Origin of the sequence: Hyphobacterium marinum (genome assembly GCF_036330325.1) — a bacterium.
In the GTDB taxonomy this organism is placed as follows: domain Bacteria; phylum Pseudomonadota; class Alphaproteobacteria; order Caulobacterales; family Maricaulaceae; genus Hyphobacterium; species Hyphobacterium marinum.
Genome location: NZ_JAZDRO010000005.1, coordinates 66,252 through 89,059, shown reverse-complemented (window position 1 = coordinate 89,059; position 22,808 = coordinate 66,252). Strand labels below are relative to the sequence as shown.

Genomic DNA, 22,808 nt, shown 5'->3' with positions numbered 1-22,808 from the left:
GGATAGGGGTGCGGATGCTTGCAGACCACGCTTCCTTAACGCCTCGGGCCGCAAGTTGCGCTCCGTGATTCCCGACGGATGAACCGATGGCCAACGCCGAACCCTACGATCTGACGCAAAGCGAGCCCTTGTCCGGCAAGGCGCGCGAAGTGCTGACGCGCCGGCTGGCCGATATCGTCTGCCTTCCGTCCAGCCGGATCAGCCCGCAGGAGCGCTGGATTGTCGGCGATCTCCTGTTCGAGGTCCTGCGCAACAGCGACAGCCGCGAACGCCGCCGCTGCGCCCGCCGCCTGGCGGATATCGCCGACGCGCCTGCCGCGCTGGTGCGGATGCTGGCCTGCGACGCCTATGAGGTCGCCGAACCCTTGCTGGACCGTTCCGCCGCGTTGACGGATTTCGATCTGCTGGAAGTCATCCGGGCCGGCAAGACCGATCACCGTGTGGCCATCGCCCGTCGCGAAACCGTATCGGAGACCATTGCCGCGGCGCTCGCCGCGACCGGCGAGGCTCCGGTCATCAATGCGCTGTTGAAGAACCCGCAGGCTCATCTCGCCCCGCCGACAATGGAATTCATCGTCTCGGCCGCGAAGGACGAGACGGCTTATGCGCGGCTGGTCATCAAACGGCTCGAACTACGCCCTCGGCAGGCCTTCCGCCTGTTCTGGTGGTCGGAACACAAGGACCGGCTGGCGCTGCTGGAGCGGTTCGGGGTTGATCGGACCGTCATGATCGAGGCGGCTGAGGACGTGTTTGCCCTGGCTGCCGCCGAAGTCCGTCAAGGTCAGGCCGACGCACTGGTGACCCGCGCCCTGAAATTCGTCGACCGGCGGCAGCGCAACCGGCGTGCCGCAGAACGCAGCCGGTTTGGTTCCCTGGAGGGCGCGGTCGCTGCCATGCGGCAAAGCGGGCCGACATCGGAAATGATCGAGGAGATCGCCCGGCTCGCCGGGATTGCACGTCCCCTGCTGGCCCGCATGTTCGACGATATGGGCGGCGAGCCGCTTGCCGTGCTCTGCAAGGCGACGGGTGCTGACCGGGATACGCTTTATGCCTTCTGGGCCGGGCTGGGCCGTCCGGAAGGCTCGGATGGCATTGAGCAGGCGCGGATCGTTTACGACACGCTCTCGGTGGAAAAAGCGCAGACCATTCTGCGCTACTGGGACTGGGCCAATATCCAGGGCGGCTCGACCGGCTGACAATGCTGACGGGAAGCCGCCGCGCCTCACAACGCCGACGGCGGCGATTTTCTGCCTGCTGAACTGAATCTCGTCCCCACTTTGTCTGGTCTTCCCCGGCCAGCGCAGCTAAAACCGCCCTTGAGAGGGGCGGCTCCGCACCGGATTCGCGCATTTGGGGAAGCAGCATGCTCTACGGCGTAAGCCTCAGCATCATTCTGGCGATCTTGTGGGCCGTCCTGTCCGGCTATTTCGACAAGCCGCTGCTGCTGGGTCTGGGTGCCGTCAGCATCCTGGTGACGCTCTTCCTTGCGATCCGCATGCGGATCGTTGACCGCGAGGCCGCGCCCTTCCTGCGCTTGCCAACACTCATCCCCTTCTACGGTTGGCTTGGCGGCGAGATCGCGAAGTCGAATGTCGCCGTGGTGAAGGCGTCGCTGAAGCCGTCCATCGACATCACGCCGCGGCTGGTGCGCGTGCCGGTCGAGGCCCGGTCTGACCTGGCGCGCTGTGTCTTTGCGAACTCGATCACGCTGACGCCGGGCACGGTGACTGTGGAGGTCGAGGAAGACGGATTTCTTGTTCATGCGCTGACACCGGACTTCACGGCTCCGGAAGGCTTTGCGGACATGAACGCCAAGGCCGCGAACGCGACTGACGGGCGGGAGCGGACCTCGTGATGTTCTGGGTCAATCTCGCCGCAGCGCTCTGCATGTCGGTGGCGATGGCACTGATGCTCGCGCGGCTGTTTGCGGGACCATCACTGTATGACCGTGTTCTGGCGGCGAACAGTTTCGGCACCAAGACCGTGCTTCTGCTGTTGATTTTCAGCCTTCTGACTGGCCGACCGGACGGGGTCGACATCGCCTTGCTGTATGCGCTGATCAATTTCATTGCGACGATCGCGATCCTGAAATTCTTCCGGTACCGCTCGCTGGAGATTGCGCTGGCGCAGATGTCCCTGCGCCGGGCCATTGGCGGGGAGGATGACGAATGACCGGGATGGAAATTCTTCGTCTGGTCCTTGATGCGGCCAGTATCGGCATGATGGCGACCGGCATGGTGTTCGTGCTGGCCGGAGCCCTGGGCGTGCTACGCCTGCCGGACTTCTTCACGCGCATGCATGCGGCCGGCGTAACCGATACGCTTGGAGCCGAGCTGATCATCTTTGGTCTGATCCTGCAGTCCGGATTTACGTTGTTGTCGGCAAAACTTCTGCTGGTCGGCTTCATCCTGTTCCTGACCAGCCCGACGGCGACCCACGCCGTGGCGAACGCCGCGCACCGGGCGGGACAGAAGCCGCTTCTGTCGCGTCACCACCCGGCGCATCCGCGTGACCGTGTCGAACAGGGTGGCGAATGATGGACGGTTTTGACTGGACCCAGCTTCTCGATTTCGCGCTGATGGCAATGCTGCTGGCCGTCGGCATTGCCATCGTCCGGCTGCGCAATCTGTTTGCCGCAGTCATGCTGATGGGCGTCTACAGTCTTCTGTCGGCAGCCTGGTTCGTGACGCTGGACGCGGTTGATGTCGCCTTCACCGAGGCGGCCGTGGGTGCCGGCATTTCCACCGTCCTGATGCTCGGGGCGATGCTGCTGACGGCGCGTGAAGCCGAACCGGTCAAGGCCGGCCGGCACTGGGCGGCTCTGGTCGTGGTTCTGGCGACAGGTGCCGCGCTCTTCTACGCCATTGGGGACATGCCGGCCTATGGCGATCCGAATTCGCCGGCCAATGCCTATGTGGGTCTGGATTACCTGATCCGGACACCGCAGGAAATCGCTGTTCCGAACGTCGTGACCGCGGTTCTGGCGAGCTATCGGGGCTTTGATACGCTCGGCGAAACGGTGGTGATTTTCGCGGCCGGTCTCGGCGTCATGCTGTTGCTCGGCCTGGGCGGGCGCAAGCCGCGCCGGGACACCGAGGAGGAGGATGAGGCATGAGCCCGCATCTGGTCCTCCGTGTCGTTTCCAAGCTGTTGATCCCGATCATCGTGGTCTTCGGATTTTACGTACACTTTCATGGCGACTACAGCCCGGGTGGCGGCTTCCAGGCCGGTGTCATCATCGCCTCGGCCGTGATCCTTTATGCGCTGATCTTCGGCGTGGAGGCTGCCCGCAATGCGGTGCCCCCGCTGGTGGTCCGGATCGGGGCGGCCCTGGGTGTCCTGATCTATGGTGGCGTCGGCGTGGCAACGCTGATCATGGGCGAGAACTATCTCGACTATGACGTGCTGCACCCCGATCAGGCCCACCATACCGGCCAGCATATCGGCATTCTGCTGGTCGAACTGGGCGTACTGACGACGGTGTTCTCGGTGATGCTCGCGATCTTCTATGCCTTTGCTGGCCGTGCGCCCGACATCCCCGAAGAGGAGTGGTGAGATGGTCGAGTTGATCGCCGAACGCTTCAACTTCATCGTCGTCATCATATTGATGATGACGGGCCTCTATGCCGTCGTGGCGACCGGAAATCTGGTCAAGCGCCTGGTCGGCCTGTCCCTGTTCCAGACCTCGGTATTCCTGCTCTACATCACGCTCAGCAATGTTGCGGGCGGATTGCCGCCCATCCTGCCGGCAGATGCCGGTTATGGAGGAGAGGGCGGACATGGTGGTGACGCGGCTCATGGCGGCGACGCGGCCTATGGCGAGGCTGCAGCGCAGGGCACGGATGTCATTTATTCCAACCCGCTGCCGCACGTTCTCATCCTGACCGCGATCGTGGTCGGCGTGGCAACGCTCGCGGTGGGACTCGCCCTGGTTGTCCGGATCCGCGAGACCTATGGCACGATCGAGGATGAAGCCATCAACCGCGCCGATTATGCCATCGACAGCGAGGAGAAATCCTCATGATGGAGTGGATTGCTGCTCTCGTGCCGGCGCTTCTGACCGAGCATGCCCCGGCCGTTCTGGTCGTGGCTCCGCTGCTGCTCGCCGCGGTCGCGGCCCTGATGCCCGAAGGGCGCAGCGCCTGGGCCATTGCGCTGGTCGGAACGCTCGTGTCCGCCGTGCTATCCATTGTCGTGGCGGTCGATGTCCAGACCGGCGGGGTCGTGAGTTACGCACTCGGCGGGTGGGAGCCCCCGGTCGGGATCGAGTTCCGCGCCGATGCGCTGAATGCGGCGCTCCTGTTGCTGGTCTCAGGCCTGGGCCTGCTAAGCGTGGTCTACGCCCTGCCGAGCGTTGCCGACGAGATCGAGCCGCACAAGCGCGCCCTGTTCTATTCGGCTTTCCTGGTGTGCTTTTCCGGCCTGCTTGGCGTCGCGATCACGGGCGACGCCTTCAACATGTTCGTCTTCCTCGAGATTTCCTCGATCTCGACCTATGTGCTGGTCGGCATGGGGGCGGGGCAGGACCGCCGGGCGCTGACCGCAGCGTATAACTACCTGATCCTCGGTACGATTGGCGCGACCTTCTTCGTCATCGGGGTCGGCTTTCTCTACATGGCGACCGGCACGCTTAACATGGCCGATATCGCCACGCGCCTGCCGGACCTGAGCGGCAGCCGCGTGGTCCAGGCGGCCTTTGCATTCATCATCGTGGGGCTGGGTCTGAAAGCCGCGATGTTCCCGCTGCATCTCTGGCTGCCAAACGCCTATGCGTTCGCGCCGAATTTCGTGACCATTTTCCTGGCCTCGACGGCCACCAAGGTGGCGTTCTACACGCTGATCCGATTCCTGTTTGACGTTTTCTATCCCGATGCGGCCTTCGTGCAGGCCTCCTTCGTCTGGGTGTTCGCGGTGCTGGGCGTGATCGGCATGATCGCGGCCTCGGTCCAGGCGGTTTTCCAGAGCGATGCGCGGCGATTGCTGGCGTTCTCCTCGGTGGCGCAGGTCGGTTACATGATGCTGGGCCTCGGCATGGGGTCAGCAGCCGGTATCTCGGCCGGGCTTCTGCACCTGATGAACCACGCCATGATGAAGGGTGCGCTCTTCATGGCGCTTGGCGGTTTTGCGATCCGTTTCGGCGTGCGCCGGATTTCCGATCTCAACGGGCTGGGGCGGACGATGCCCGCGACAGCGGTCGCCTTCACCATTGCCGCATTGTCGCTGGTGGGCTTGCCCGCAACGATCGGCTTCTGGTCGAAATGGTATCTGGGCATCGCCGCGCTCGAGCAGGGCTGGTGGTGGGCGCTCGCGGCGATCATCATTTCGTCCATTCTCGCCTTCTTCTATGCAGGCCGGCTGTTGCTGGCGGTGTGGATCGCGAAGTCGCCGGAACACCATGGCGTACCGGCGCGGGCGCGCTCGCCGATGATGATGATCGTGCCGCTGTGGATACTGGCAGCGGCAAACATCTGGTTCTTCTTTGATCCCGAACCGCTCCTGGCGCTGGCGCGTGCCGCCGCCGATGCCGCGATCACGGGGGCGGGACAATGACGCCGGAACTCTCCCTTGGCCTCGCGCTGGCCATTCCCGCCTTTGCCGGGGTGCTGATCAGCCTGCTCGGCCGGTTCCCGAACATTCGCGAGGCGGTCACGCTGGTTGCGTCCGTCCTGCTTGCCGCCAATGTTGCCTATCTGGTGTCAGTGACGGGTGCGCGGCCTGAACTCAACATACTCGACATGGGCGGCGGGCTGTCGCTGCGCTTCGAGCTGGAACCGCTGGGCGCGCTCTTCGCTGCAGTTGCAGCCGGGCTCTGGATCGTCAATTCGCTCTATTCCATCGGCTATATGCGCGGGAATGGCGAGAAGAACCAGACGCGTTTCTATGTCTGCTTCACCATCGCCATTCTCAGCGCGATGGGCATCGCGCTGTCAGCCAACCTCCTGACCATGTTCCTGTTCTACGAGGCGCTGACCCTGTCGACCTATCCGCTGGTTGCGCACAAGGGCGACGCCAAGGCGCGGCGCGGCGCAGCGATCTATCTGTCGATCCTGCTCGGCACCTCGATCGGCCTGCTGCTGCCCGCGATCATCACGGTGCAGTACCTCGCCGGGTCCACGGACTTCACGCTCGGCGGAATTCTCGGCAGCGAGGTGTCGCCGCTGGTGTCATCCATCCTGCTGATCATGTTCGCATTCGGGATCGGCAAGGCGGCGCTGATGCCGGTCCACCCCTGGCTACCAAACGCCATGGTCGCGCCAACACCGGTCAGCGCGCTCCTGCATGCCGTGGCGGTCGTGAAAGCCGGTGTATTCTCGGTCCTGAAGGTCGTGACCTATATTTTCGGACCCGCCCTGGTCCAGCAGCTCTGGGCCGCTGATGCGCTGGCGTGGATCGCGGCCATCTCCATCGTGCTGGCCTCGCTGATTGCGCTGACCAAGGACAATCTGAAGGCCCGGCTCGCCTTCTCCACGGTCAGCCAGCTGTCCTATGTGACGCTCGGCGCAATGTTGGCGACACCGCTGGCCCTGATGGGCGCGGCGCTGCAGATCGTCATGCACGCCTGGGGCAAGATCACGCTCTTCATGTGCGCCGGCGCAATCTACACCGCGACCAAGAAGACCGAGATTTCCCAGATGCGGGGGCTGGGACGGCTGATGCCCTGGACGTTCGGCGCGTTCGCCGTCGGGGCGTTTTCCATCATCGGCCTGCCGCCCTTTGGCGGGACCTGGCCCAAACTCTTCCTGATGCTGGGCGCAATCGACACCGGTCAGGCCATCCTGATCGCGGCGCTGATCATCTCGTCCATCCTCAATGTCGCCTATCTGCTGCCAATTCCGGGCCGGGGTTTTTACGAGAAACCGGCCGAAGAGACGCTGCCGAAGAAGACGCCCATGCTGGTCGTGCTGCCGCCCGTAATCACGGCGGCGGGCGCAACCGCGCTCTTCTTCCTGATCGAGCCGATCCGCGCTTTCCTTGCGCCGGTATTTGACGCGGGAGTCCCCACGCCATGACCGACACGCCCAAACCCAAATCCAAAGCCAGGGGCGGAACGACCGCTGCGTCCGACGCCATCCATCCGGCCGCGCGCTATTTCCTGTGGCTGGAATCGCCGGCCGTGAAAGCCGGTTTCCTGTTTGCGATTGGTATCGCCTCGATCGGGCTCGGCGCGCTCGATTTCATCCACCACCGGCATGAATATGTCAGCTGGGCGGAATGGCACGGCTTTTACGCCTGGTTCGGCTTTGCGTCTTTTGCCTTTGCCGTCCTGATGGGGTGGCCGTTGCGGGCGCTGCTCGGCCGCAAGGAAGATTATTACGAGAAGGCGGCCGGGGATGATTGACGCGCTCCCGCTCATCACGCCGGCACTGCCGGTCATTCTGGCCGGGCTGATCGCCGGGCTGATCCCGAATTATTCGGTTCGCAAGGTCGTCACGCTCCTCGGCCCCCTCGTGGCGGCGGCACTCTGGTTCGCGGTCGATATTCCCGGAACCTACGGGGTCATTGCCGCGGCCGGATTCGAGTTCGAGACCTTCCGCTTCGATGCACTGAGCCGGATATGGGGCCTCGTCTTCATCATCGCGGCCTTCCTCAACAGTATTTACGGTCTGCACGACCGCGACCGGATGCAGGATGCCTCGGCGCTGGTCTATGCCGGGGCCGGGCTGGGCGCAGTGTTTGCGGGCGATTTGCTGACGCTGTTCTTCTTCTGGGAGCTGACGGCGCTGTCCTCGGTCTTCCTGATCTGGGCGACCGGAACGCCCGCCTCTTTCCGGGCGGGGCTGCGCTATCTCGTGATCCACGTCCTGTCGGGCGTTCTGCTGCTGGGCGGATCGGTGATCTACGCCACGTCGGGCGGTTCGTGGGAATTCGGAGCCATCGGGCTGGACGCCCCGGGCGGCTGGCTGATCTTCCTGGCCTTCGGGATCAAGTGCGCCTTCCCGCTCCTGCACAACTGGCTGCAGGATTCCTATCCGAAATCCACGGTCGTCGGCGCGGTCGTGCTCTCTGCCTTCACGACCAAGCTGGCGGTCTATGCGCTGGCGCGGTCCTTCGCGGGCACCGAAATCCTCATTTATCTCGGCGCGGTCATGACGGCCTTCCCGGTCTTCTTCGCGGTGATCGAGAACGATCTGCGCAAGGTGCTGGCCTATTCGCTGAACAACCAGCTGGGCTTCATGGTCGTGGGTGTCGGTATCGGGACCGAGCTGGCGCTCAACGGCGCGGCGGCCCACGCCTTCGTGCACATCATTTACAAGGCGCTGTTGTTCATGAGCATGGGCGCGGTGCTCTACCGGGTCGGGACCGTCAAGGCGTCCGAGCTCGGTGGCCTGTTCAAGTCGATGCCCTTTACGGCCATTTTCTGCCTGATCGGCGCGGCGTCGATCTCGGCCTTCCCGTTGCTGTCCGGTTTTGTCGCGAAGTCTCTGACGCTCGCCGCTGCTGCCCAGGAAGGCCACTGGGTCGTATGGCTGATCCTGGTCTTCGCCTCGGCCGGTGTGCTGGAGCACTCGGGCATCAAGATCCCGTATTTCGCCTTCTTCGCTCATGACAGCGGCAAGCGGGTCAAGGAAGCACCGGCGAACATGCTGCTGGCGATGGGGATCGCCGCGACGCTGTGCATCACAATCGGGATCTGGCCGCAATATCTCTATGCCATCCTGCCTTATGCAGTCGATTATCAGCCCTACACGTTCGACCATATCGTCGGGCAGATGCAGCTCCTGCTGGCAGCCATGTTCGCCTTCGCGCTGCTGATGCGGCTTGGCCTCTATCCGGCCGAGCGGCCCAGCATCAATCTTGACACCGACTGGCTCTATCGCCGGCTCGGCGACGGTTTCGTGCGCTGGAGCTGGGCGATGCTCGACCGGCTGATGGCGGCTGGCGGACACCAGCTGACCAAGGCGCGACACAAGCTGGGAGAGCGCTTCTTTGCGGTGTTCAGCCCCGCGGGCGCGCTCAGCCGGGATATTCCGAGCGGCGTTCTGGCCATCTGGACCAGCGTCCTGCTCGGCATTGTCCTGCTCGTCGCCTATCTCGCCGGATAGGAAAGAAATGGCGGCTGTTGGCTTGTGTTGGCAACGGCATGACAGACGGGGAAAAACAGGGGGTTACCGTCACTCCGGAGATGGCTCGTCTGGCTGGGCAGTTTTTGATTGAAGCGGGCCTTTTGGGTGGTATCGCCCAGACCTCACTCGATCCAGCTGACGTTCCAGTTGTTCAGGAAGCGCTTCAGCTTGCATTGTCCGGAGATCGTAGAGAAAGCGCTTAATGTCGTCGCTTAGCTCGTAGAGCTTCCCGACAAATTGGATGATATCTTGTGCGGTTCGTTTGAGCGGCGCGTATTCCCGGTTGTCCTGCCGTTTATAAATCTCCTTGAAGGAATAGGGGCGGAATACGACTTCAGAGTGGGTTTCGACTCCGCCCTTGTTGAAGCTTTCTCTCATCACTTCGCCATGAGCAAGTTCATTGCGTTTCTTGCTTTCACGGGTTGCCTTTTTGCGCAGATTAACCCAACGAGCGTGTAATCCCGGGTTATTTCTTGTCGCGTAGCTGACAGCGGCATGGGTCATATCGATCTTGCCTTTGAATGATACGACCTCCCAGAAGGCCCGCGCGGCAGCGCCACCGCCGATTCCTGACGGGTCAACAGCTTGAACGAAGACGTGGTGGAGTAAGACCTCTATGTTGCCCCAGGCGGTTGTGGCTACGCCTACAGCCAAGTGGGTGTCGGCCTCGGTAGCAGGATTGGGTTTTCCAGCCATGTCAGATCCAAATAAGAATGACGAGCGCAGCGACGAGGAAACGGCGCGCAATCGCGACGAGATCGTCAAGCGCATGTTGAAGGCACCGCCGAAGCCGCACAAGGAATTTCAAGAAAAAGGCTAGCCAGGCGGCGCGTATTCATGCGGCCGCGTGGCATACCGGCGATCACCGGGCAGACGGACAACTTCGGGGAAAAGGCAGGAAGCGATATCCTCCCGGCTTAGATGGCGGATTTTTATTGCGGCCTGGGCCAATGCGCTGCTGCCGCCTCGATTTGGCGGAAAGACAACTATCCGTTCACAGTCGGGGTAGCGCGTAGCGATGTGCCTTAGAGTCGGGATTTGGTCCGAGTCACCAGTGACCAGATAGACATGGTCGATACGTTGGTCGAACAAGTCTTCGATCGGCATGATGGCGAGATTAACGTCGGACTGTTTTTCCTCGGCTTTCTGGAACGTCTCGCGACATTTTGCGCGGCAGTTGATGTCAGCAAGAGCGAACGTTCCCAGAACCGGTTCACATCCGACGATTTCCAGCGCTGACTTGTATTCGCCCCATCGGTGTATTCGAGCGGCGTTGGCGAAATGCCTCGGCCGGGCAGTGCAATAAACGACGCGTTCAACCATATGGCCGTTTTCTCCTGCCAGTTTTTGACAAAGCAAACGCAGGTTCAGCCACTTCAGATGCGGTGCGCCAAATTCATCAAGGCCACCGTGGACATTAAATCCGTCGACATAAAATCCGGCGCGATTGGGCAAAATAAAACCCCGCAGGTTTGCGCCTGCGGGGGTGTTCCCGATCACTCGGAAACGTTGACAGGCTTCAAGTAGTCCAAAACCCCCGAAATGTCAATATTTCTACCACTGCCTGACTCGCCATATCTACTTTAACCTGTAGAATTTCAATCTGCAAAGGGGGCTTCAATCCACTAGCTGGAGACGTGCGGCGCTCGAAAAGCCATTTTTTCGTTGCGCGCTTTCCAAACGGAAAGCCGGATAGGAAAGAAATCCTCCTATTTTGCCTGGCGCAACGCATGCGTGTGTTTGCAGCTGACACCAATCAATAGGAAAGTTATCCTCACCCGTCCGGCGCTTCCTAGCATTAGCGCGAAGCCAGAGATGGATGAGGTGATGAAACACGCCGACCTGACAGAGTTTGACGCGCCGCGCGCCCGGCTGGTCCGTGAAGCCGTCGCGTATGCCTTCAATGTCTCGCCTGACGAGATGATCGCGCCGACCCGACGATCCTCCTCTGTCGCGCTGGCCCGGCAGGTCGCCATGTATCTGACCCATGTCGCGTTCGAGTTGAGCCTGTCCCAGGTGGCGGTGTTTTTCGGACGGGACCGGACGACGGCGTCTCACGCCTGCCATGTCGTCGAAGACCGCCGGGATGATCCCGAATTCGACGCCTGTCTGGACCGGCTGGAAGGATTTCTGCGGGCTGCACCGGAACCGGGGCCTGGCCTCGATTTCCACGCATGATGTCTGGCAGCGCCCCGCGGTGGATGAAACGCCTCGCCAAGGGAACCGCGCGCCTGTGCGCCCTGGATGCCGCTGCAACGTCCTATGGCGTGTTTCCGGGCGGTGACCGGCGGCGCAGGCCCATGGCACGCGTCCCGGCCGAGACCGTGCGGCAGGCCCGGGCCGCCGGATGGATCGTTGCGGACGGGGCGTCCTTCAGCTTGACGGATGACGGCCGCGCCGTTTTGCAGGTGCGCGACAACGAAACCGATTTCGCCGCTCGTCATCGCACACTGGCGGACACCCCCGTCATGGTCGGGCGACGGATCGAGACGGCGAAACGTAATCTCGATGAATCGCCACTGGCGCGATGGTCCCGGCCACTGCCAGGGGGCGGTTCACCCTTTCTGACACCCGAGGAATTTGCAGCCGGGGAGCGGTTCCGGGCGGACTATCACCGCTCGACCCTGTCCGCGCGGGTGACGAGCCACTGGTCCGCACAACCCGGCAGCCCCGGCCGGTCGGTACGGGATCCGGCTGATGCGCCGGTGGCGGCGCTGTCGGCCAGGGACAGGGTCATGGATGCGCTGGATGCACTGGGGCCGGGGCTCGACCGGGTCGTGATGGCGGTGTGCATCCGCGAATTGCCGATGGACGGCGTGGAGCGGGAATTGTCCTGGCCCAGCCGGTCAGGAAAACTGGCATTGAAACTCGCCCTGCAGCGTCTCGCGCTTCACTACGGCCTTGCGCCGCAGCCCGCGCGTCAGGCGGCGACGGAGCCGGCCTCGCGCTGAATGCGGGCGATCATGGAGTTCAGCCCGTTCGAGCGTTGCGGTGACAGGTGCTCGGCCAGGCCTATTGCCTCGATGACTTTCCGGGCGTCGACCGAGAGGATTTCCTCGGCGGTGCGTCCCGAGTAAAGCCGCAGCAGAAGCGCGGCGAGGCCGCGAACAATATGGGCGTCGGACTGGGCGCGGAATGTCAGGCGGGGAGGCGAGCTGTGTTCGACGTCGCTGATCAGCCAGACCTGGCTGGTACACCCCTTGACGCGATTGGCGTCGGTCATCTCGCCGGGCGGGAGTGCCGGCAGGGCTTTGCCCAGATCAATCAGATAGCGGTATCGCTCCTCCCAGTCGCCCAGGAAGTCGAATTCGTCGATGATGGACTGGATATCTGTCTGTATGCCGGTGCTCATGCCTCGCACCTAAGGCGCGGAGGCAGCTGACGCAAGCTTTCAGGAGTCGGACGCGGTCGAGGCGGCTTCGCGTTCTTCTAGCCAGCGATTGACCCGAACGGCGGCGACGTCGGCCAGGATGTCGAGGAAGTCACCGGCTTCGGCACCCGCTTCACAGATCGCTCCGGCCTGATCGCAGAATTCCGTGACCTGGCGCGTCATGTCCTGGGCATCAGCCACGACGGCGTCCGCATTCGCTTCGCCGTGCCCGAGAAGAGCAGACGGCGCGAAGGCGCTGACGACGGCAATCCAGAAGGCGGCGCGGAATACGAACATCATGGGCGTCTGTCCTCGAACTTACAGGTTTCCTGACCTGCAACTCTCAGGCTAGACGCGTGTTCCCGAAAAAGCGAGAAAAAGCCAAATTAATAAGAAATGGAGATCAAACACAAAGGAAAAAATTCTAATAAATAAAATTCGATACTTCCTGTTTACGTTTGATACACCCTGTTTCGTACCGGTACAATTTTGTTAACCTTTAGCCGCCCCGGCGGGATTGTGCCGCCTGCAGGCAGTCCGAGACGTCGATCAGCGCATGCTGGGCGATGCAGAAGGAATCCTCGTACTTGAAATGACCGGCCGCGACACATTGCTCGAGATTGATCCGGGCCCAGGCCAGGCAACGCTGTGCCAGGGGGTCGGCCAGCAGCTGGGCCAGCGCCTCATCGGAATAGACAGAGTCCGTCGAAATGGCGCGCAGGGCGGCAATCGAGAGAATGCGGCCAACCCGGACGCGGTCGGGTTCATAGGCGACACCGACTTCCAGAGCGAGCTCGGGCGCGGACCGGCGTACGCTGGGTGAGGGGGCCTGGGGCAGGCCGGAAAACTCGCTGGAGGCCGCGCCGAGATCGTCGGCTCCATCAACAAACTGGGTCGAGAACAGGTTCAGGCCTGGCGGGAGCGGGCGTTGGCCCGCCAGCTGGATGGCCGCCAGGCGAGCCTGACGGTCACGGGCCACGGCATTGGCCCAGCGCGCGGACTGCAGATCGTAGGCGGCCATGCGGAATTGTTCGCCGACTTCGCGGATCTCGCCTGAATCCTCTTCGATCACCTCGAGTACGGAACTGCTCGCTTCGCCGGAATGGCGAAAGGCGGTCGCATAGGCCGGGTCATTCAGGAGGCCGCGGATGGCCGCGTCACGGCCGTAGTAGTCGGCAACGTCGCGCACATCGTCGAGGAATTCGGGGTGCTGTTCGGCGATCAGCGAAGCGTAAGCCAGCCAGGCCTGGGCCAGGCGTTCCTCACCGAGATAGGCGGACAGGGAGTCCATGGCGTGGTCGAGATCATCGCCTGAGCTTATCGGGGCGCGGCGGATTTCACCCAGCGTGCGGTGATAACCGGCATATTCACCGGCAGACCGGAGCACGATATCGCTGTCGCCGCCCGGGGCCGGACGTTCGGCCGGCACATCGAGACGGAGCACGGGGGTTTCGCCCGCCTGCGGCTCCTCCTGGGTCGCGGCGTCCTGATAGGCCGTCAGCGCGAGCGCCGTCGCAGTAAGAATGGCAAGCACGATCAATCTCCCCGTCGAAGTGCAGCTTTCAACATCTTGCGCCCTGACGCTTTTTTCCGCCAGATGCCTCGCGCAGATTATCAGGTCCGGAGCGTCAGGGATTCGTTAATCTGACAACCTTAGCGATTCACACCTTGTTAAGACTCCCGGCAAAGAGTCGGGCTGGCCGGAAAAGCGAGTCGCGGCAAGGCACGAGAACCCGAATTGCTTGAGAAAACTACCATAGCCATCGCGCGAAATGGAGGCTGGATCGCACACTTGTCCTGGGTGGCAGGTCTGGCGCTCTGTGCCTCTTCCATCATGGCCGCAAGCGGGCTGGAGCCGCTCGCGGCTGGGGTTGCGGTGGCCTCAGCGGCGTTGCCCGGGCTTCTGGGCCTGGTTGTCGCGCGCCGTCTGCACGAGGAATTCTCCCGATTCGCCCTGGCGCTGGTCTGGACGGCACTGGCCGCCGGAATCGCTGCGGCGAGCGGCGGGCTGACAGGAGCCGGGGCCGTGGCCTTTCTGCTGCCGGTGGCCGCCGCGGCGTCCTATGGTTCGCGCCGGCCGGTGGTCGAGGCCGCTGCCCTGTCGGGCATCACCGCGATCGCTGTCGGCGGCCTGCAATATGGCGGCTTCCTGCCGCAGCCGCCCGGTGCGCTCCTGGTTTTCCAGCATGGCTTCCCGGCGGCCACGCTCTTTATCGCGCTGGGCTTCGGTGTTGCCGGGCTGCGCGCGATTGCGGCGCATGACCGGTTCCGCGCCGAAGCCGACCGTTTCGCGCTGCGCAGCGCCGCCTTTGATGCGGCCCCGTCCGCGCTGGCAATCTGCCGCGATGGTGAGATTGCGGCGGTGTCGCAAGGGCTTCACACCCTCGTTCCCGGACTGCCCCGGCGTCTGGACGGGTTGTCCTTCAGTGATCTCGGCTTTGACGAGGATGATCGCAATCGCCTGAAGCGCTATGACCCGGCACGCGGCCTGTCTTCTGATATCGAAATCCGGGGCGCGGGGGGACGCGCAGCTCCGGTGAAGATCGACGCCGTGCAGTTGAATGATGCCTGGGTCGCGGCGCTGTCTCCGGCACCGTCGGGCGATGCCCAGCTTGCTGTCGAACGCGATGCCGCGATTTCAGAAACCCGCGCCAAGAGTGAATTCCTGGCCTCGGTCAGCCATGAAATCCGCACGCCGCTGAATGCGATCATCGGGTTTTCCGACGTGATGAAATCGCGCCTCTTCGGGCCGATGCCGGCGCGCTATGCCGAATATGCCGACCTGATCCATGAGAGCGGACGGCATTTGCTCGAGCTGATCGGGGATGTCCTTGATATCAGCAAGATCGAAGCAGACCGGTACGAGTTGTCGCGCGAGGATTTCGATGCGCGCGACGTCGTCGACATCTGCGCGAAACTGCTGCGCCAGCGCGCCGAGGACGCCCGGATCAATCTGGATGTGGATCTGCCCGACGAGGCCCTGCCGGTTCATGCCGACCGCAAGGCGCTGCGCCAGATCCTCCTGAACCTCTTGTCCAATGCGGTGAAATTCACGCCCGAAGGCGGGGCTGTCATCGCGATGGCGCGCCGGGAAGGCGACAATCTGATCGTCGCCGTCGGCGACAGCGGTGTTGGAATTTCCAAGGACGACATTGACCGGCTGGGCCGCCCCTATACGCAAGGTTCAAGCGCGGGAACAACCGATGAGCGCGGCACGGGCCTCGGCCTGTCGCTGGTGCGTTCGCTGGCCGAACTGCATGGCGGGGACATGAAGATCGAAAGCCGTCTTGGCGAGGGCACGACGGTCACGATCCGCCTGCCGGTCGTCGCCGAAACGGCCACGCCGGCCGAGGATGATGTTCCGCTGGAAGTACATGAGCGGATCGCGCGGGCGCAGGCTGCGGGTGATGCGCTGGCGTCAGCCGCCGGGGGCAGCTGAGGCTGACGGATCAATACCAGCCGCGAGGAAAGCCAGCGCGGCCGCGAAATCCCCGATTTCCACATAGAGCTGTCCGGTAATCCGGCCCCGGGCATCGTAGAGCTCGATCCGTGCGGCCTCGCGCGGGTCAAGCCGGGCGATGGCCTCGGTGGCACTCTCCGGGAACGCAAAGTGAAGCCGGTCCTCGACCATGCGCCGTCCGCTCGCCCAGAAGCGGGCTTCGGCATGGCGCGGCGGGGCGAGGCGGGCCCAGGCCGGACGGCCGGAAACAGCCAGCAGTCCTCCCAGCGTCGGATCGACGGGTTCAGAGGCACGTTCCGGATCCCGCAGGACGATTGCCACGCCAGAGGGTGGTTCGGCCGGGACGAGACTAAGGCTCAAAACCTCGCCGGCCGGGTCGGAATACAGACCAAATCGCGGGGGCTGGGGCTCGTCTGCCAGTGTCTGGGACAGGGTCCAGACGGGTATTTCCCCCCGGCGGCGCTGGGCCATCCACACCCGCGCCCCGCCCGGATAGTCGAGCGCATACATGCGCGAGAATGCCGTGTAGGCACTGCGAACCCCGGCGATGACGCCCTGGGCTTCGGGGCTGGAGCAGGCGCGGGTCGAGGCGCGGCGGGTAATGACGTCGAAGGTGGAACGGATGTCTTCGCTGGAATGGCCCGCACGCAGAAGCGTCCCCCGGGCCTGAAGCCAGGAGGCAGTCAGTGCGTCACGCTCATTATCGGAAAAGACGTGGCAGCGATCATCAATGGCGATGGCCAGCGACCGTTCGCCGAACACTTCAGCGACCGACTGCGCCTGCGCGGGCCCGCACAGCAGGGCCGCGGCAAGCGCGGCAAGTGACAAGGGTCGCAGGCGCATTCACACATCCCGGTTGGCCAGTCAGGCCCGGGACGCTAGCGCAAATCCTTTGATGCGGAGTGAATCCGCCGCTGACGGTGCCAAATTCCGCGTAACATGAAGAGCAGGGCGAGTGAGAAGAGCAGGACAGCAGCTTCGCGCGGATGCAGTTCCAGTCCGGTCAAGCGGTCCATGATCGAAAGGCTTCCGGCCCCGGCGGTGTCAAAGTCGAATGGCGTCACACCGCGCGGGCTCCAGATCGCGGCACGGCCTTCCAGCGCGTCCCAAAGGTTGGAGCGGGTCAGCGACTGGGCGGCCTGGGAAAATGCGGCCCCTTCACCGGCGGTGAAGGTCGCTATCAGGCGGGATCCGTCCCGGCTGTCGGCAAAAATCGCGGCCACGCCATAGGGGGCTCCGCTTCCCGTGCCGGCATCGGCGTAAGCGGCAGCCGCAAAGCGAAGGCCGGGGCGGGACGGGCCTGATTGTGCGGCAGCACGGAGCGCCGCCCGCAATTCAGGCGGTGCAGCGTCCATGAGATCGCGGTCGCGGGCGGCGTCGGGTCCAATGACCAGCAGATGCCGGCCTTCGGGCGCAGCGGCTGCTGTTGGTCCGTACCACGCGTAAATCCAGGCAGCATCGCTGGCGAGCGCCATGCGTGACAGTATCGAGTAAGCGGCTGTCCGGGTCTCGCCATCCAGACCGGCCAGGACGACTGCGGTGCGCGCGCCGGCTTGTGCGCCGAACGGTGCCGTGTGGCGCGCAAAGAGGCTGAGATCGGTCGGTTCGGCAGCCATTCCCGCGCGTCCGCTTCCCAGCTGGGGCGCGTCCAGTGCTGCAGCCACGTCGAAGACCGAGCCGACGCCGGCAAAGCTGCGTGCAGCGAACAGCCGGGCTGCGGCGATGGTCTCACCGGCGTCGCGGCCGGTAATAACCAGTTCGGGCCGGGCGCCGGGGATGAGGCGAATTTCCGGCCCTGTTACGCCGTCAATCGCTGCGAGATCAAAGCTGACGGCAAGGTCGTGGGCCTCGTCTGCGGCGGCGAAGATCGGGACGTTACCGCTGCGCAGGGCGACCGCCTGGGCGGACAGGACTTCCAGGGTCGGGTACTGCTCGCTATTGGCGATGTGAATACGCTCGAGCCGGGCAAAATCGGCAGACAGGGCAAGATCAATCCCGTCGAGCGTTTCGATGGCACCGGCAACCGAATAGTCGAGCCGGATCTGCGACCGGCGGCCATCGACCAGCCAGACACCGGCATCTGACGCGGTATCCACACGCAATTCGAATTCGTTTTCGCCAGGCTGAAGAATGTCGCCGTCGATCTGAAACCGGGTTTCGGGTTCGCCTGGCAGGCCGTCACGGTCGATATCGCGGCCATTGACGCGCAGGCGCAATTCACCGCGTTCGCCATCGGTTGGACGGGCGGCAATGGTCAGAAGTGCGCTGTGAGGCTGGATATGACGGGGCAGGCGGACGGTGATCGCGGAGACCGGAAAATCGCTGTCGATAAGGACAGTGTCCCGTCCCGGGTCGATATCGGCGAGGGTTACGGCTTCGGCCCGCCGGTCGCCCATATCCGCGAACGCGAGCGATAACCCGCTGAAAAACAGAAGAATTCCTGCGAATACGCTACCCAGAACCCGTACAAACATGATACGCCCCCATCCCCATTTACACTTTATTAAGCAATTGGGCGGCCATCAACGGGTCATGGCGGAATTAAAGACAAAAATCTGGGTGCAGGCGCTGATACGCCGTGCGGAGGCGGGCGGGGCGGCCGGCTATGTCCTGCGGTCCGGCGATCCCGATGCCGGGGCGGTTCTGGTCAAGGTCGCGCTGCCGGACCGGCTGGCCCGCCTGTATGCCGGGGCGCGTGATTTCGAGGGCGAACGCATCTGGACCCAGCCGCTGGGTGGAGACCCCGTACCGGAGCACGAGGCCGATGCCTACGCCACCCGGCGTCACGACAGCGACCCGGATATCTGGCTCGTCGAGATCGAGGACCGGGCCGGCCGGCATTTTCTGACCGAGCCGGTTGAAGGGGAATAGGCCGACAAGCCTTGCGAAGCATCGCTCAAGCCGCTACGCCGCGCCGCGAATGACACCCCGATACCGAGCGATACGCCGATGACGAAGCCGACCGAGACGGGCGAATGGGCCCGCCGCCGCACCTATGCGATCATCTCGCACCCGGACGCCGGCAAGACGACCCTGACAGAAAACCTGCTGTTGTCTGCGGGATCGATCCGGGCTGCCGGCCAGGTCCGTGCGCGCGGTGAGAACCGGCGTACCCAGTCGGACTGGATGAAAATCGAGCAGGACCGGGGGATTTCGGTCTCGGCTTCGGTGATGACGTATGAACATCAGGGCCTTCTCTTCAACCTGCTCGATACGCCGGGCCACGAGGACTTTTCCGAAGACACCTACCGGACACTGACGGCGGCGGACAGCGCCATCATGGTACTGGACGCAGCCAAGGGCGTGGAACCACGCACGCTGAAACTGGTCGAAGTCTGCCGCCTGCGCGATATCCCGATCCTGACCTTCATCAACAAGATGGACCGCGAGGCGCTCGATCCGGAAGCGCTGCTTGATGATATCCAGGACAAGTTGGCGCTCGATGCCGCGCCGATGCAGTGGCCCGCCGAGTCCGGCCGTCGCTTCAAAGGCGTTCTGGACCTGAAGCGCGACGAGTTCCTGAGTTTTGGACACGCTGATGATGACCGGTCACCGGCAGATCGCGCCCCGCGCACGCCGATGTCTTCGGCTGATCTAGAGCGGATCGTGCCGGACGGCGAACTGGCGCGGTTACGCGAGGGCGCGGAGATGGCCCGCGAGGTTTGCCCCGCCTATAACGATCAGTCCTTCCGCGAAGGTCATCTGACACCGGTCTACTTCGGTTCGGCGCTGCGCCATTTCGGCGTTCGGGAACTGCTGGATGCGCTGGCTGAAGTCGCACCGGGACCGCAGCCGGAACCGGCCGTGGTCAAGGGACAACCGGCGACCATTCAGCCGTCCGACCCGGAGGTGGCGGGCTTTGTCTTCAAGGTCCAGGCCAACATGGACCCGAACCACCGCGACCGCGTGGCCTTCCTGCGGCTCGCCTCGGGCAAGTTCAAACGCGGCATGAAGCTGAAGACCGAGAAGGGCAAGGCCATCACCGTGTCTTCACCCATCCTGTTCTTTGCCCAGGACCGGGAGATCGCCGATGAAGCCTTTGCGGGCGATGTCATCGGCGTGCCGAACCATGGCGCGTTGCGGGTCGGAGATACGCTGAGCGAAAGCGGGGCAATCCGCTTTGCCGGCATACCGAATTTCGCACCGGAAATCCTGCGCCGGGCGCGGCTGAAAGACCCGCTGAAAGCCAAGCATTTGAAGAAGGCGCTCGAAAGTCTCGCCGAGGAAGGCGTCACCCAGCTCTTCCGCCCGGTCCTGGGTGGCGACTTTATCGTCGGGGCGGTGGGCCAGCTGCAGATCGAGGTTATGTCGGAGCGCGTCGCGACCGAATACGGGATCGAGGTGACGTTCGAGGCCGCGCCCTATGACACGGCGCGCTGGGTGACAGGATCCGACGCCGAAATTGAGCGGTTTGCAGACCGGCACAAATCGGCGATGGCCGAAGATATTGATGGTGACCCGGTCTTCCTCGCCAAGAGCGCGTGGGAAGTCAGCTATTCGGAAGAAAAGTGGCCCGACCTGAAATTCCTTCGGGCCAAGGAGCGTGGCCAGTGAGTGCACCAACCGAGACCCTGTCCGAAGCCGCCGTCGGCGAAGCGGTGCGTTTGTGGGACATCGTTCTGGATGTGTGGAATACGAGTTTCCTGGGGACCAGCGTCGGATATGGCCTTGTCGCCATTCTTGTCCTGCTGTTCGGATTGCTGGTTCGCGGGCTGCTCGCACGCTGGCTGATCGGGCTGGTGCTGAAGGTCACGAGCAAGACCAAGACGACACTGGATGATGATTTCGCCGAAGCGCTGTCCGAACCCATCAAGCTGGTGCCGGTCATCGCGGCCTTTTATATCGCCATCCTGATCCTCGGCCTGGACGGAACGGCGTCGCCCGGCGAACGCCTGATCCAGTCGCTGATCGCCGTGGCCCTGTTCTGGTCCCTGCACAATCTGGTGACGCCTTTCGCGCGGTCGCTGGGCAGCCTGCAGCGCAATCTGTCACCAGTGATGATCGACTGGACGACGAAATTTTTCCGGATCGTCTTCGTCGTGGTCGGGGCCGCAGCGGTCCTGGAAATCTGGGACATTCCGGTCGGGCCGATTGTCGCCGGACTTGGCCTGTTCGGCGTGGCAGTCGGCCTTGGCGCGCAGGACCTGTTCAAGAATTTGATCGCGGGCTTCCTGATCCTGACCGAGAAACGCTTCTTCCCCGGTGACTGGATCAAGGTCGACGGCGTCGTTGAAGGGACGGTCGAACGGATCAATTTCCGCTCCACCGTCGTGCGGCGCTTTGACAAGGGGCCTGTCTATGTTCCGAACTCGGAATTGTCAGACAATGCGGTGGTCAATTTCTCCCGCATGACCCACCGCCGGATCTCCTGGGTGATCGGGGTGGAGTACAAGACCACGACCGAGCAGCTGCGGCAGATCCGCGATGGCGTGCTCGACTATATCGAGTCCCATGAGGAATTCGCGACGCCGCCGGACGTGACCACCTTCATGCGGGTGGATTCCTTCGGGCCGTCCTCGATCGATTTCAAGCTCTACTGCTTCACCAAGACGACGGTCTGGACCGAGTGGATGGAGATCAAGGAACGCCTGGCCTTCGCGATCAAGGAGATCGTGGAAGGGGCCGGCACCGGCTTCGCCTTCCCGTCGCAGACCCTCTATTTCGATGATGGCGTGGAGATATTCTCGCCGCCAAGCGGACCGTCCGTGAAACGCCCGGAAAAGGTCCGGCCGGAAGACCCCGACGCGCGTTTTGAATCCGACGACGGGGCCTAGGCTGCGTTCTTGCGCAGCATCATGAAGCGGATCGCGCGTTGGGCGTCCCTATCGGACAGGGCGTCGTAGATCCGGCCGTACTCGCGCGCGTCGCGTAACGCATCGCCCTTTCCGGCATTGCGCAGCACGGCGAGCGTGACGAAGAGCGAGCGTTCAAATCCGCCTGCCTTGCAGATCAGGCAGAGCGGATCGATGCTGGGATGCTCGACCGCACGCTTGGCAGCGGCCATGTCGACACCGGCGAGTTCAGCCAGACCGGCGCAGAAATGCGCCATTTTCTTTTCCCGCAGCAGCTGGGCGAGGAGGGCCCCATCAAGCTGTCGGCGCAGTTTCTTGGCATTGATGAAATTGCGGGCCTGTTCCAGCTCGCTATCGGCCCTCATGCGGGCTTCGAGGCGGGCGTGGGATGCGGCCAGCGCGTCTTCGAGCACGTCCGGGTCGATCTTGTCGAACCGCTCCATGATCTGGTCGCGAAGATTGGATTCAACAACCGTCATCAGGTCCTGGAGCAGGTCCGGCGGCGTATTCTCGCGCTGGACCAGCGGGGCCTGAAGCACAGGGCTGGATTCTGCGCGTTCGGTCACGGCTTCAAACGTGCTGCGCGACAGGCGCGCGCCTTCATTTCGGACAAGGGCGGCCACGGTGTGATCGTCACCGCGCCGCACGATGGCATCGGAAACGCTCTCGGGAACGGTATCGCGGCCTGACAGGGCCTTCAGGTGCGCCTGGCTGGAGTCCTCGGCGAGCGAGGTCATGTCCTTCTCGGTCAGGACCGTCGATTTCTGCAGAATGGGGGCGGCCACCTCGATCGCGTCGCGGGCCAGCTGCAGGATCAGGCCGCGCGGGGCCAGCGGCGCTTCCGAAAACCGGCGCGAAAGTTCCTGACGCGCTTCCTTTGCGGTCTGCATGGCAAGCCGCGAGAGCACTTCGTCAAATTCGCCATGCTCGGTAGAATCGGCAGAGGGCGTGGTCTCGAAAAACAAGTCAGTAATGTTGCGCAGAAGCTCGCGGCGGCGGTCGCTGGACTTCTCCTTGGCGAGGTCAACGAGCTGGTGGAGTCTCGATTCTATGGCCATGGGTGTTCCAGTTCATCCCGATCCGTCCGGACCAGCCAATAACAAAGATGTAAAGATTCGGTG

Annotated in this window: 26 protein-coding genes; 18 read left to right on the top strand and 8 right to left on the bottom strand. The window is 63.3% G+C overall.

The genetic code is table 11. From position 1 onward, the window contains the following. Positions 1-86: 86 nt before the first annotated feature. The 11 genes from V0U35_RS11820 (at position 87) to V0U35_RS11770 (ending at position 9,044) form a co-directional block, all read left to right on the top strand. The gene (locus V0U35_RS11820; RefSeq protein ID WP_330196926.1) at positions 87-1,196 is read left to right on the top strand and encodes a DUF2336 domain-containing protein; all 1,110 of its coding nucleotides are present in this window, start codon (positions 87-89) and stop codon (positions 1,194-1,196) included. Between the two features lie 167 nt (positions 1,197-1,363). Then, on the top strand, positions 1,364-1,855 hold the full coding sequence (locus tag V0U35_RS11815; protein WP_330196925.1) for a Na+/H+ antiporter subunit E: 492 nt from the start codon (positions 1,364-1,366) through the stop codon (positions 1,853-1,855). Further along, complete coding sequence (locus V0U35_RS11810) at positions 1,855-2,172, top strand: MrpF/PhaF family protein (RefSeq protein ID WP_330197062.1); 318 nt, start codon at positions 1,855-1,857, stop codon at positions 2,170-2,172. Before V0U35_RS11815 ends, V0U35_RS11810 begins: the two co-directional genes overlap by 1 nt. Continuing rightward, positions 2,169-2,537, top strand: a complete 369-nt coding sequence (mnhG, locus tag V0U35_RS11805) for a monovalent cation/H(+) antiporter subunit G (protein WP_330196924.1) — start codon at positions 2,169-2,171, stop codon at positions 2,535-2,537. The genes V0U35_RS11810 and mnhG overlap by 4 nt, the downstream gene beginning before the upstream one ends. Continuing rightward, the gene (locus V0U35_RS11800; protein ID WP_373696409.1) at positions 2,537-3,115 is read left to right on the top strand and encodes a DUF4040 domain-containing protein; all 579 of its coding nucleotides are present in this window, start codon (positions 2,537-2,539) and stop codon (positions 3,113-3,115) included. Before mnhG ends, V0U35_RS11800 begins: the two co-directional genes overlap by 1 nt. Next, positions 3,112-3,555, top strand: coding sequence for a Na(+)/H(+) antiporter subunit B (locus V0U35_RS11795; protein ID WP_330196922.1), 444 nt, complete (start codon positions 3,112-3,114; stop codon positions 3,553-3,555). Before V0U35_RS11800 ends, V0U35_RS11795 begins: the two co-directional genes overlap by 4 nt. A gap of 1 nt (position 3,556) precedes the next feature. Next, positions 3,557-4,024 (top strand): cation:proton antiporter subunit C, encoded by a 468-nt coding sequence (locus V0U35_RS11790; RefSeq protein ID WP_330196921.1) that lies wholly within the window; start codon positions 3,557-3,559, stop codon positions 4,022-4,024. Beyond that, positions 4,021-5,550: a monovalent cation/H+ antiporter subunit D family protein gene (locus V0U35_RS11785; RefSeq protein ID WP_330196920.1), complete on the top strand. Its 1,530-nt coding sequence runs from the start codon at positions 4,021-4,023 to the stop codon at positions 5,548-5,550. The genes V0U35_RS11790 and V0U35_RS11785 overlap by 4 nt, the downstream gene beginning before the upstream one ends. Continuing rightward, positions 5,547-7,010 carry a proton-conducting transporter transmembrane domain-containing protein gene (locus V0U35_RS11780; protein WP_330196919.1) on the top strand — a complete coding sequence of 488 codons (1,464 nt, stop codon included), beginning with the start codon at positions 5,547-5,549 and terminating at the stop codon, positions 7,008-7,010. Before V0U35_RS11785 ends, V0U35_RS11780 begins: the two co-directional genes overlap by 4 nt. Next, the gene (locus V0U35_RS11775; RefSeq protein ID WP_330196918.1) at positions 7,007-7,339 is read left to right on the top strand and encodes a hypothetical protein; all 333 of its coding nucleotides are present in this window, start codon (positions 7,007-7,009) and stop codon (positions 7,337-7,339) included. Before V0U35_RS11780 ends, V0U35_RS11775 begins: the two co-directional genes overlap by 4 nt. After that, positions 7,332-9,044, top strand: coding sequence for a Na(+)/H(+) antiporter subunit D (locus V0U35_RS11770; protein WP_330196917.1), 1,713 nt, complete (start codon positions 7,332-7,334; stop codon positions 9,042-9,044). Before V0U35_RS11775 ends, V0U35_RS11770 begins: the two co-directional genes overlap by 8 nt. A 69-nt stretch (positions 9,045-9,113) precedes the next feature. On the opposite strand, the gene V0U35_RS11765 is transcribed toward V0U35_RS11770, so the two are convergent. After that, positions 9,114-9,761, bottom strand: a complete 648-nt coding sequence (locus V0U35_RS11765) for a hypothetical protein (protein ID WP_330196916.1) — start codon at positions 9,759-9,761, stop codon at positions 9,114-9,116. On the opposite strand from V0U35_RS11765, the gene V0U35_RS11760 reads away from it, so the two are divergent. After that, on the top strand, positions 9,760-9,885 hold the full coding sequence (locus V0U35_RS11760) for a hypothetical protein (RefSeq protein WP_330196915.1): 126 nt from the start codon (positions 9,760-9,762) through the stop codon (positions 9,883-9,885). The genes V0U35_RS11765 and V0U35_RS11760 overlap by 2 nt on opposite strands. On the opposite strand, the gene V0U35_RS11755 is transcribed toward V0U35_RS11760, so the two are convergent. Further along, positions 9,882-10,565: an NYN domain-containing protein gene (locus tag V0U35_RS11755; RefSeq protein ID WP_330196914.1), complete on the bottom strand. Its 684-nt coding sequence runs from the start codon at positions 10,563-10,565 to the stop codon at positions 9,882-9,884. The two genes, V0U35_RS11760 and V0U35_RS11755, sit on opposite strands and share 4 nt — an antisense overlap. Before the next feature lie 327 nt (positions 10,566-10,892). Between V0U35_RS11755 and V0U35_RS11750 the strand changes: the two genes are divergently transcribed. Next, positions 10,893-11,243, top strand: coding sequence for a helix-turn-helix domain-containing protein (locus V0U35_RS11750; protein WP_330196913.1), 351 nt, complete (start codon positions 10,893-10,895; stop codon positions 11,241-11,243). Positions 11,244-11,266: 23 nt separating this feature from the next. Continuing rightward, positions 11,267-12,016 carry a DUF6456 domain-containing protein gene (locus tag V0U35_RS11745; RefSeq protein WP_330196912.1) on the top strand — a complete coding sequence of 250 codons (750 nt, stop codon included), beginning with the start codon at positions 11,267-11,269 and terminating at the stop codon, positions 12,014-12,016. Here the strand turns inward: V0U35_RS11745 and V0U35_RS11740 are convergent. From V0U35_RS11740 to V0U35_RS11730, 3 genes are all read right to left on the bottom strand, one after another. Beyond that, entirely contained in the window at positions 11,986-12,417 is a 432-nt protein-coding gene (locus V0U35_RS11740; RefSeq protein ID WP_330196911.1) for a SufE family protein, read from the bottom strand. The two genes, V0U35_RS11745 and V0U35_RS11740, sit on opposite strands and share 31 nt — an antisense overlap. Before the next feature lie 39 nt (positions 12,418-12,456). Further along, on the bottom strand, positions 12,457-12,735 hold the full coding sequence (locus tag V0U35_RS11735; protein WP_330196910.1) for a hypothetical protein: 279 nt from the start codon (positions 12,733-12,735) through the stop codon (positions 12,457-12,459). Between the two features lie 199 nt (positions 12,736-12,934). Further along, positions 12,935-13,969, bottom strand: a complete 1,035-nt coding sequence (locus V0U35_RS11730) for a hypothetical protein (RefSeq protein ID WP_330196909.1) — start codon at positions 13,967-13,969, stop codon at positions 12,935-12,937. Between the two features lie 267 nt (positions 13,970-14,236). Between V0U35_RS11730 and V0U35_RS11725 the strand changes: the two genes are divergently transcribed. Next, on the top strand, positions 14,237-15,874 hold the full coding sequence (locus tag V0U35_RS11725) for a sensor histidine kinase (RefSeq protein WP_330197061.1): 1,638 nt from the start codon (positions 14,237-14,239) through the stop codon (positions 15,872-15,874). Here the strand turns inward: V0U35_RS11725 and V0U35_RS11720 are convergent. Next, entirely contained in the window at positions 15,854-16,738 is an 885-nt protein-coding gene (locus V0U35_RS11720; RefSeq protein ID WP_330196908.1) for a hypothetical protein, read from the bottom strand. The two genes, V0U35_RS11725 and V0U35_RS11720, sit on opposite strands and share 21 nt — an antisense overlap. Before the next feature lie 35 nt (positions 16,739-16,773). Then, complete coding sequence (locus V0U35_RS11715) at positions 16,774-18,369, bottom strand: hypothetical protein (protein ID WP_330196907.1); 1,596 nt, start codon at positions 18,367-18,369, stop codon at positions 16,774-16,776. Between the two features lie 58 nt (positions 18,370-18,427). On the opposite strand from V0U35_RS11715, the gene V0U35_RS11710 reads away from it, so the two are divergent. The 3 genes from V0U35_RS11710 to V0U35_RS11700 all read left to right on the top strand — a co-directional run bounded on the left by V0U35_RS11710 (position 18,428) and on the right by V0U35_RS11700 (position 21,669). After that, positions 18,428-18,766 carry a DUF1491 family protein gene (locus V0U35_RS11710; protein ID WP_330196906.1) on the top strand — a complete coding sequence of 113 codons (339 nt, stop codon included), beginning with the start codon at positions 18,428-18,430 and terminating at the stop codon, positions 18,764-18,766. Between the two features lie 78 nt (positions 18,767-18,844). Continuing rightward, the gene (locus V0U35_RS11705) at positions 18,845-20,449 is read left to right on the top strand and encodes a peptide chain release factor 3 (protein ID WP_330196905.1); all 1,605 of its coding nucleotides are present in this window, start codon (positions 18,845-18,847) and stop codon (positions 20,447-20,449) included. Next, positions 20,446-21,669: a mechanosensitive ion channel family protein gene (locus tag V0U35_RS11700; protein ID WP_330196904.1), complete on the top strand. Its 1,224-nt coding sequence runs from the start codon at positions 20,446-20,448 to the stop codon at positions 21,667-21,669. Before V0U35_RS11705 ends, V0U35_RS11700 begins: the two co-directional genes overlap by 4 nt. Here the strand turns inward: V0U35_RS11700 and V0U35_RS11695 are convergent. Then, entirely contained in the window at positions 21,666-22,745 is a 1,080-nt protein-coding gene (locus tag V0U35_RS11695; protein ID WP_330196903.1) for a DUF2336 domain-containing protein, read from the bottom strand. The genes V0U35_RS11700 and V0U35_RS11695 overlap by 4 nt on opposite strands. Positions 22,746-22,808 lie beyond the last annotated feature (63 nt).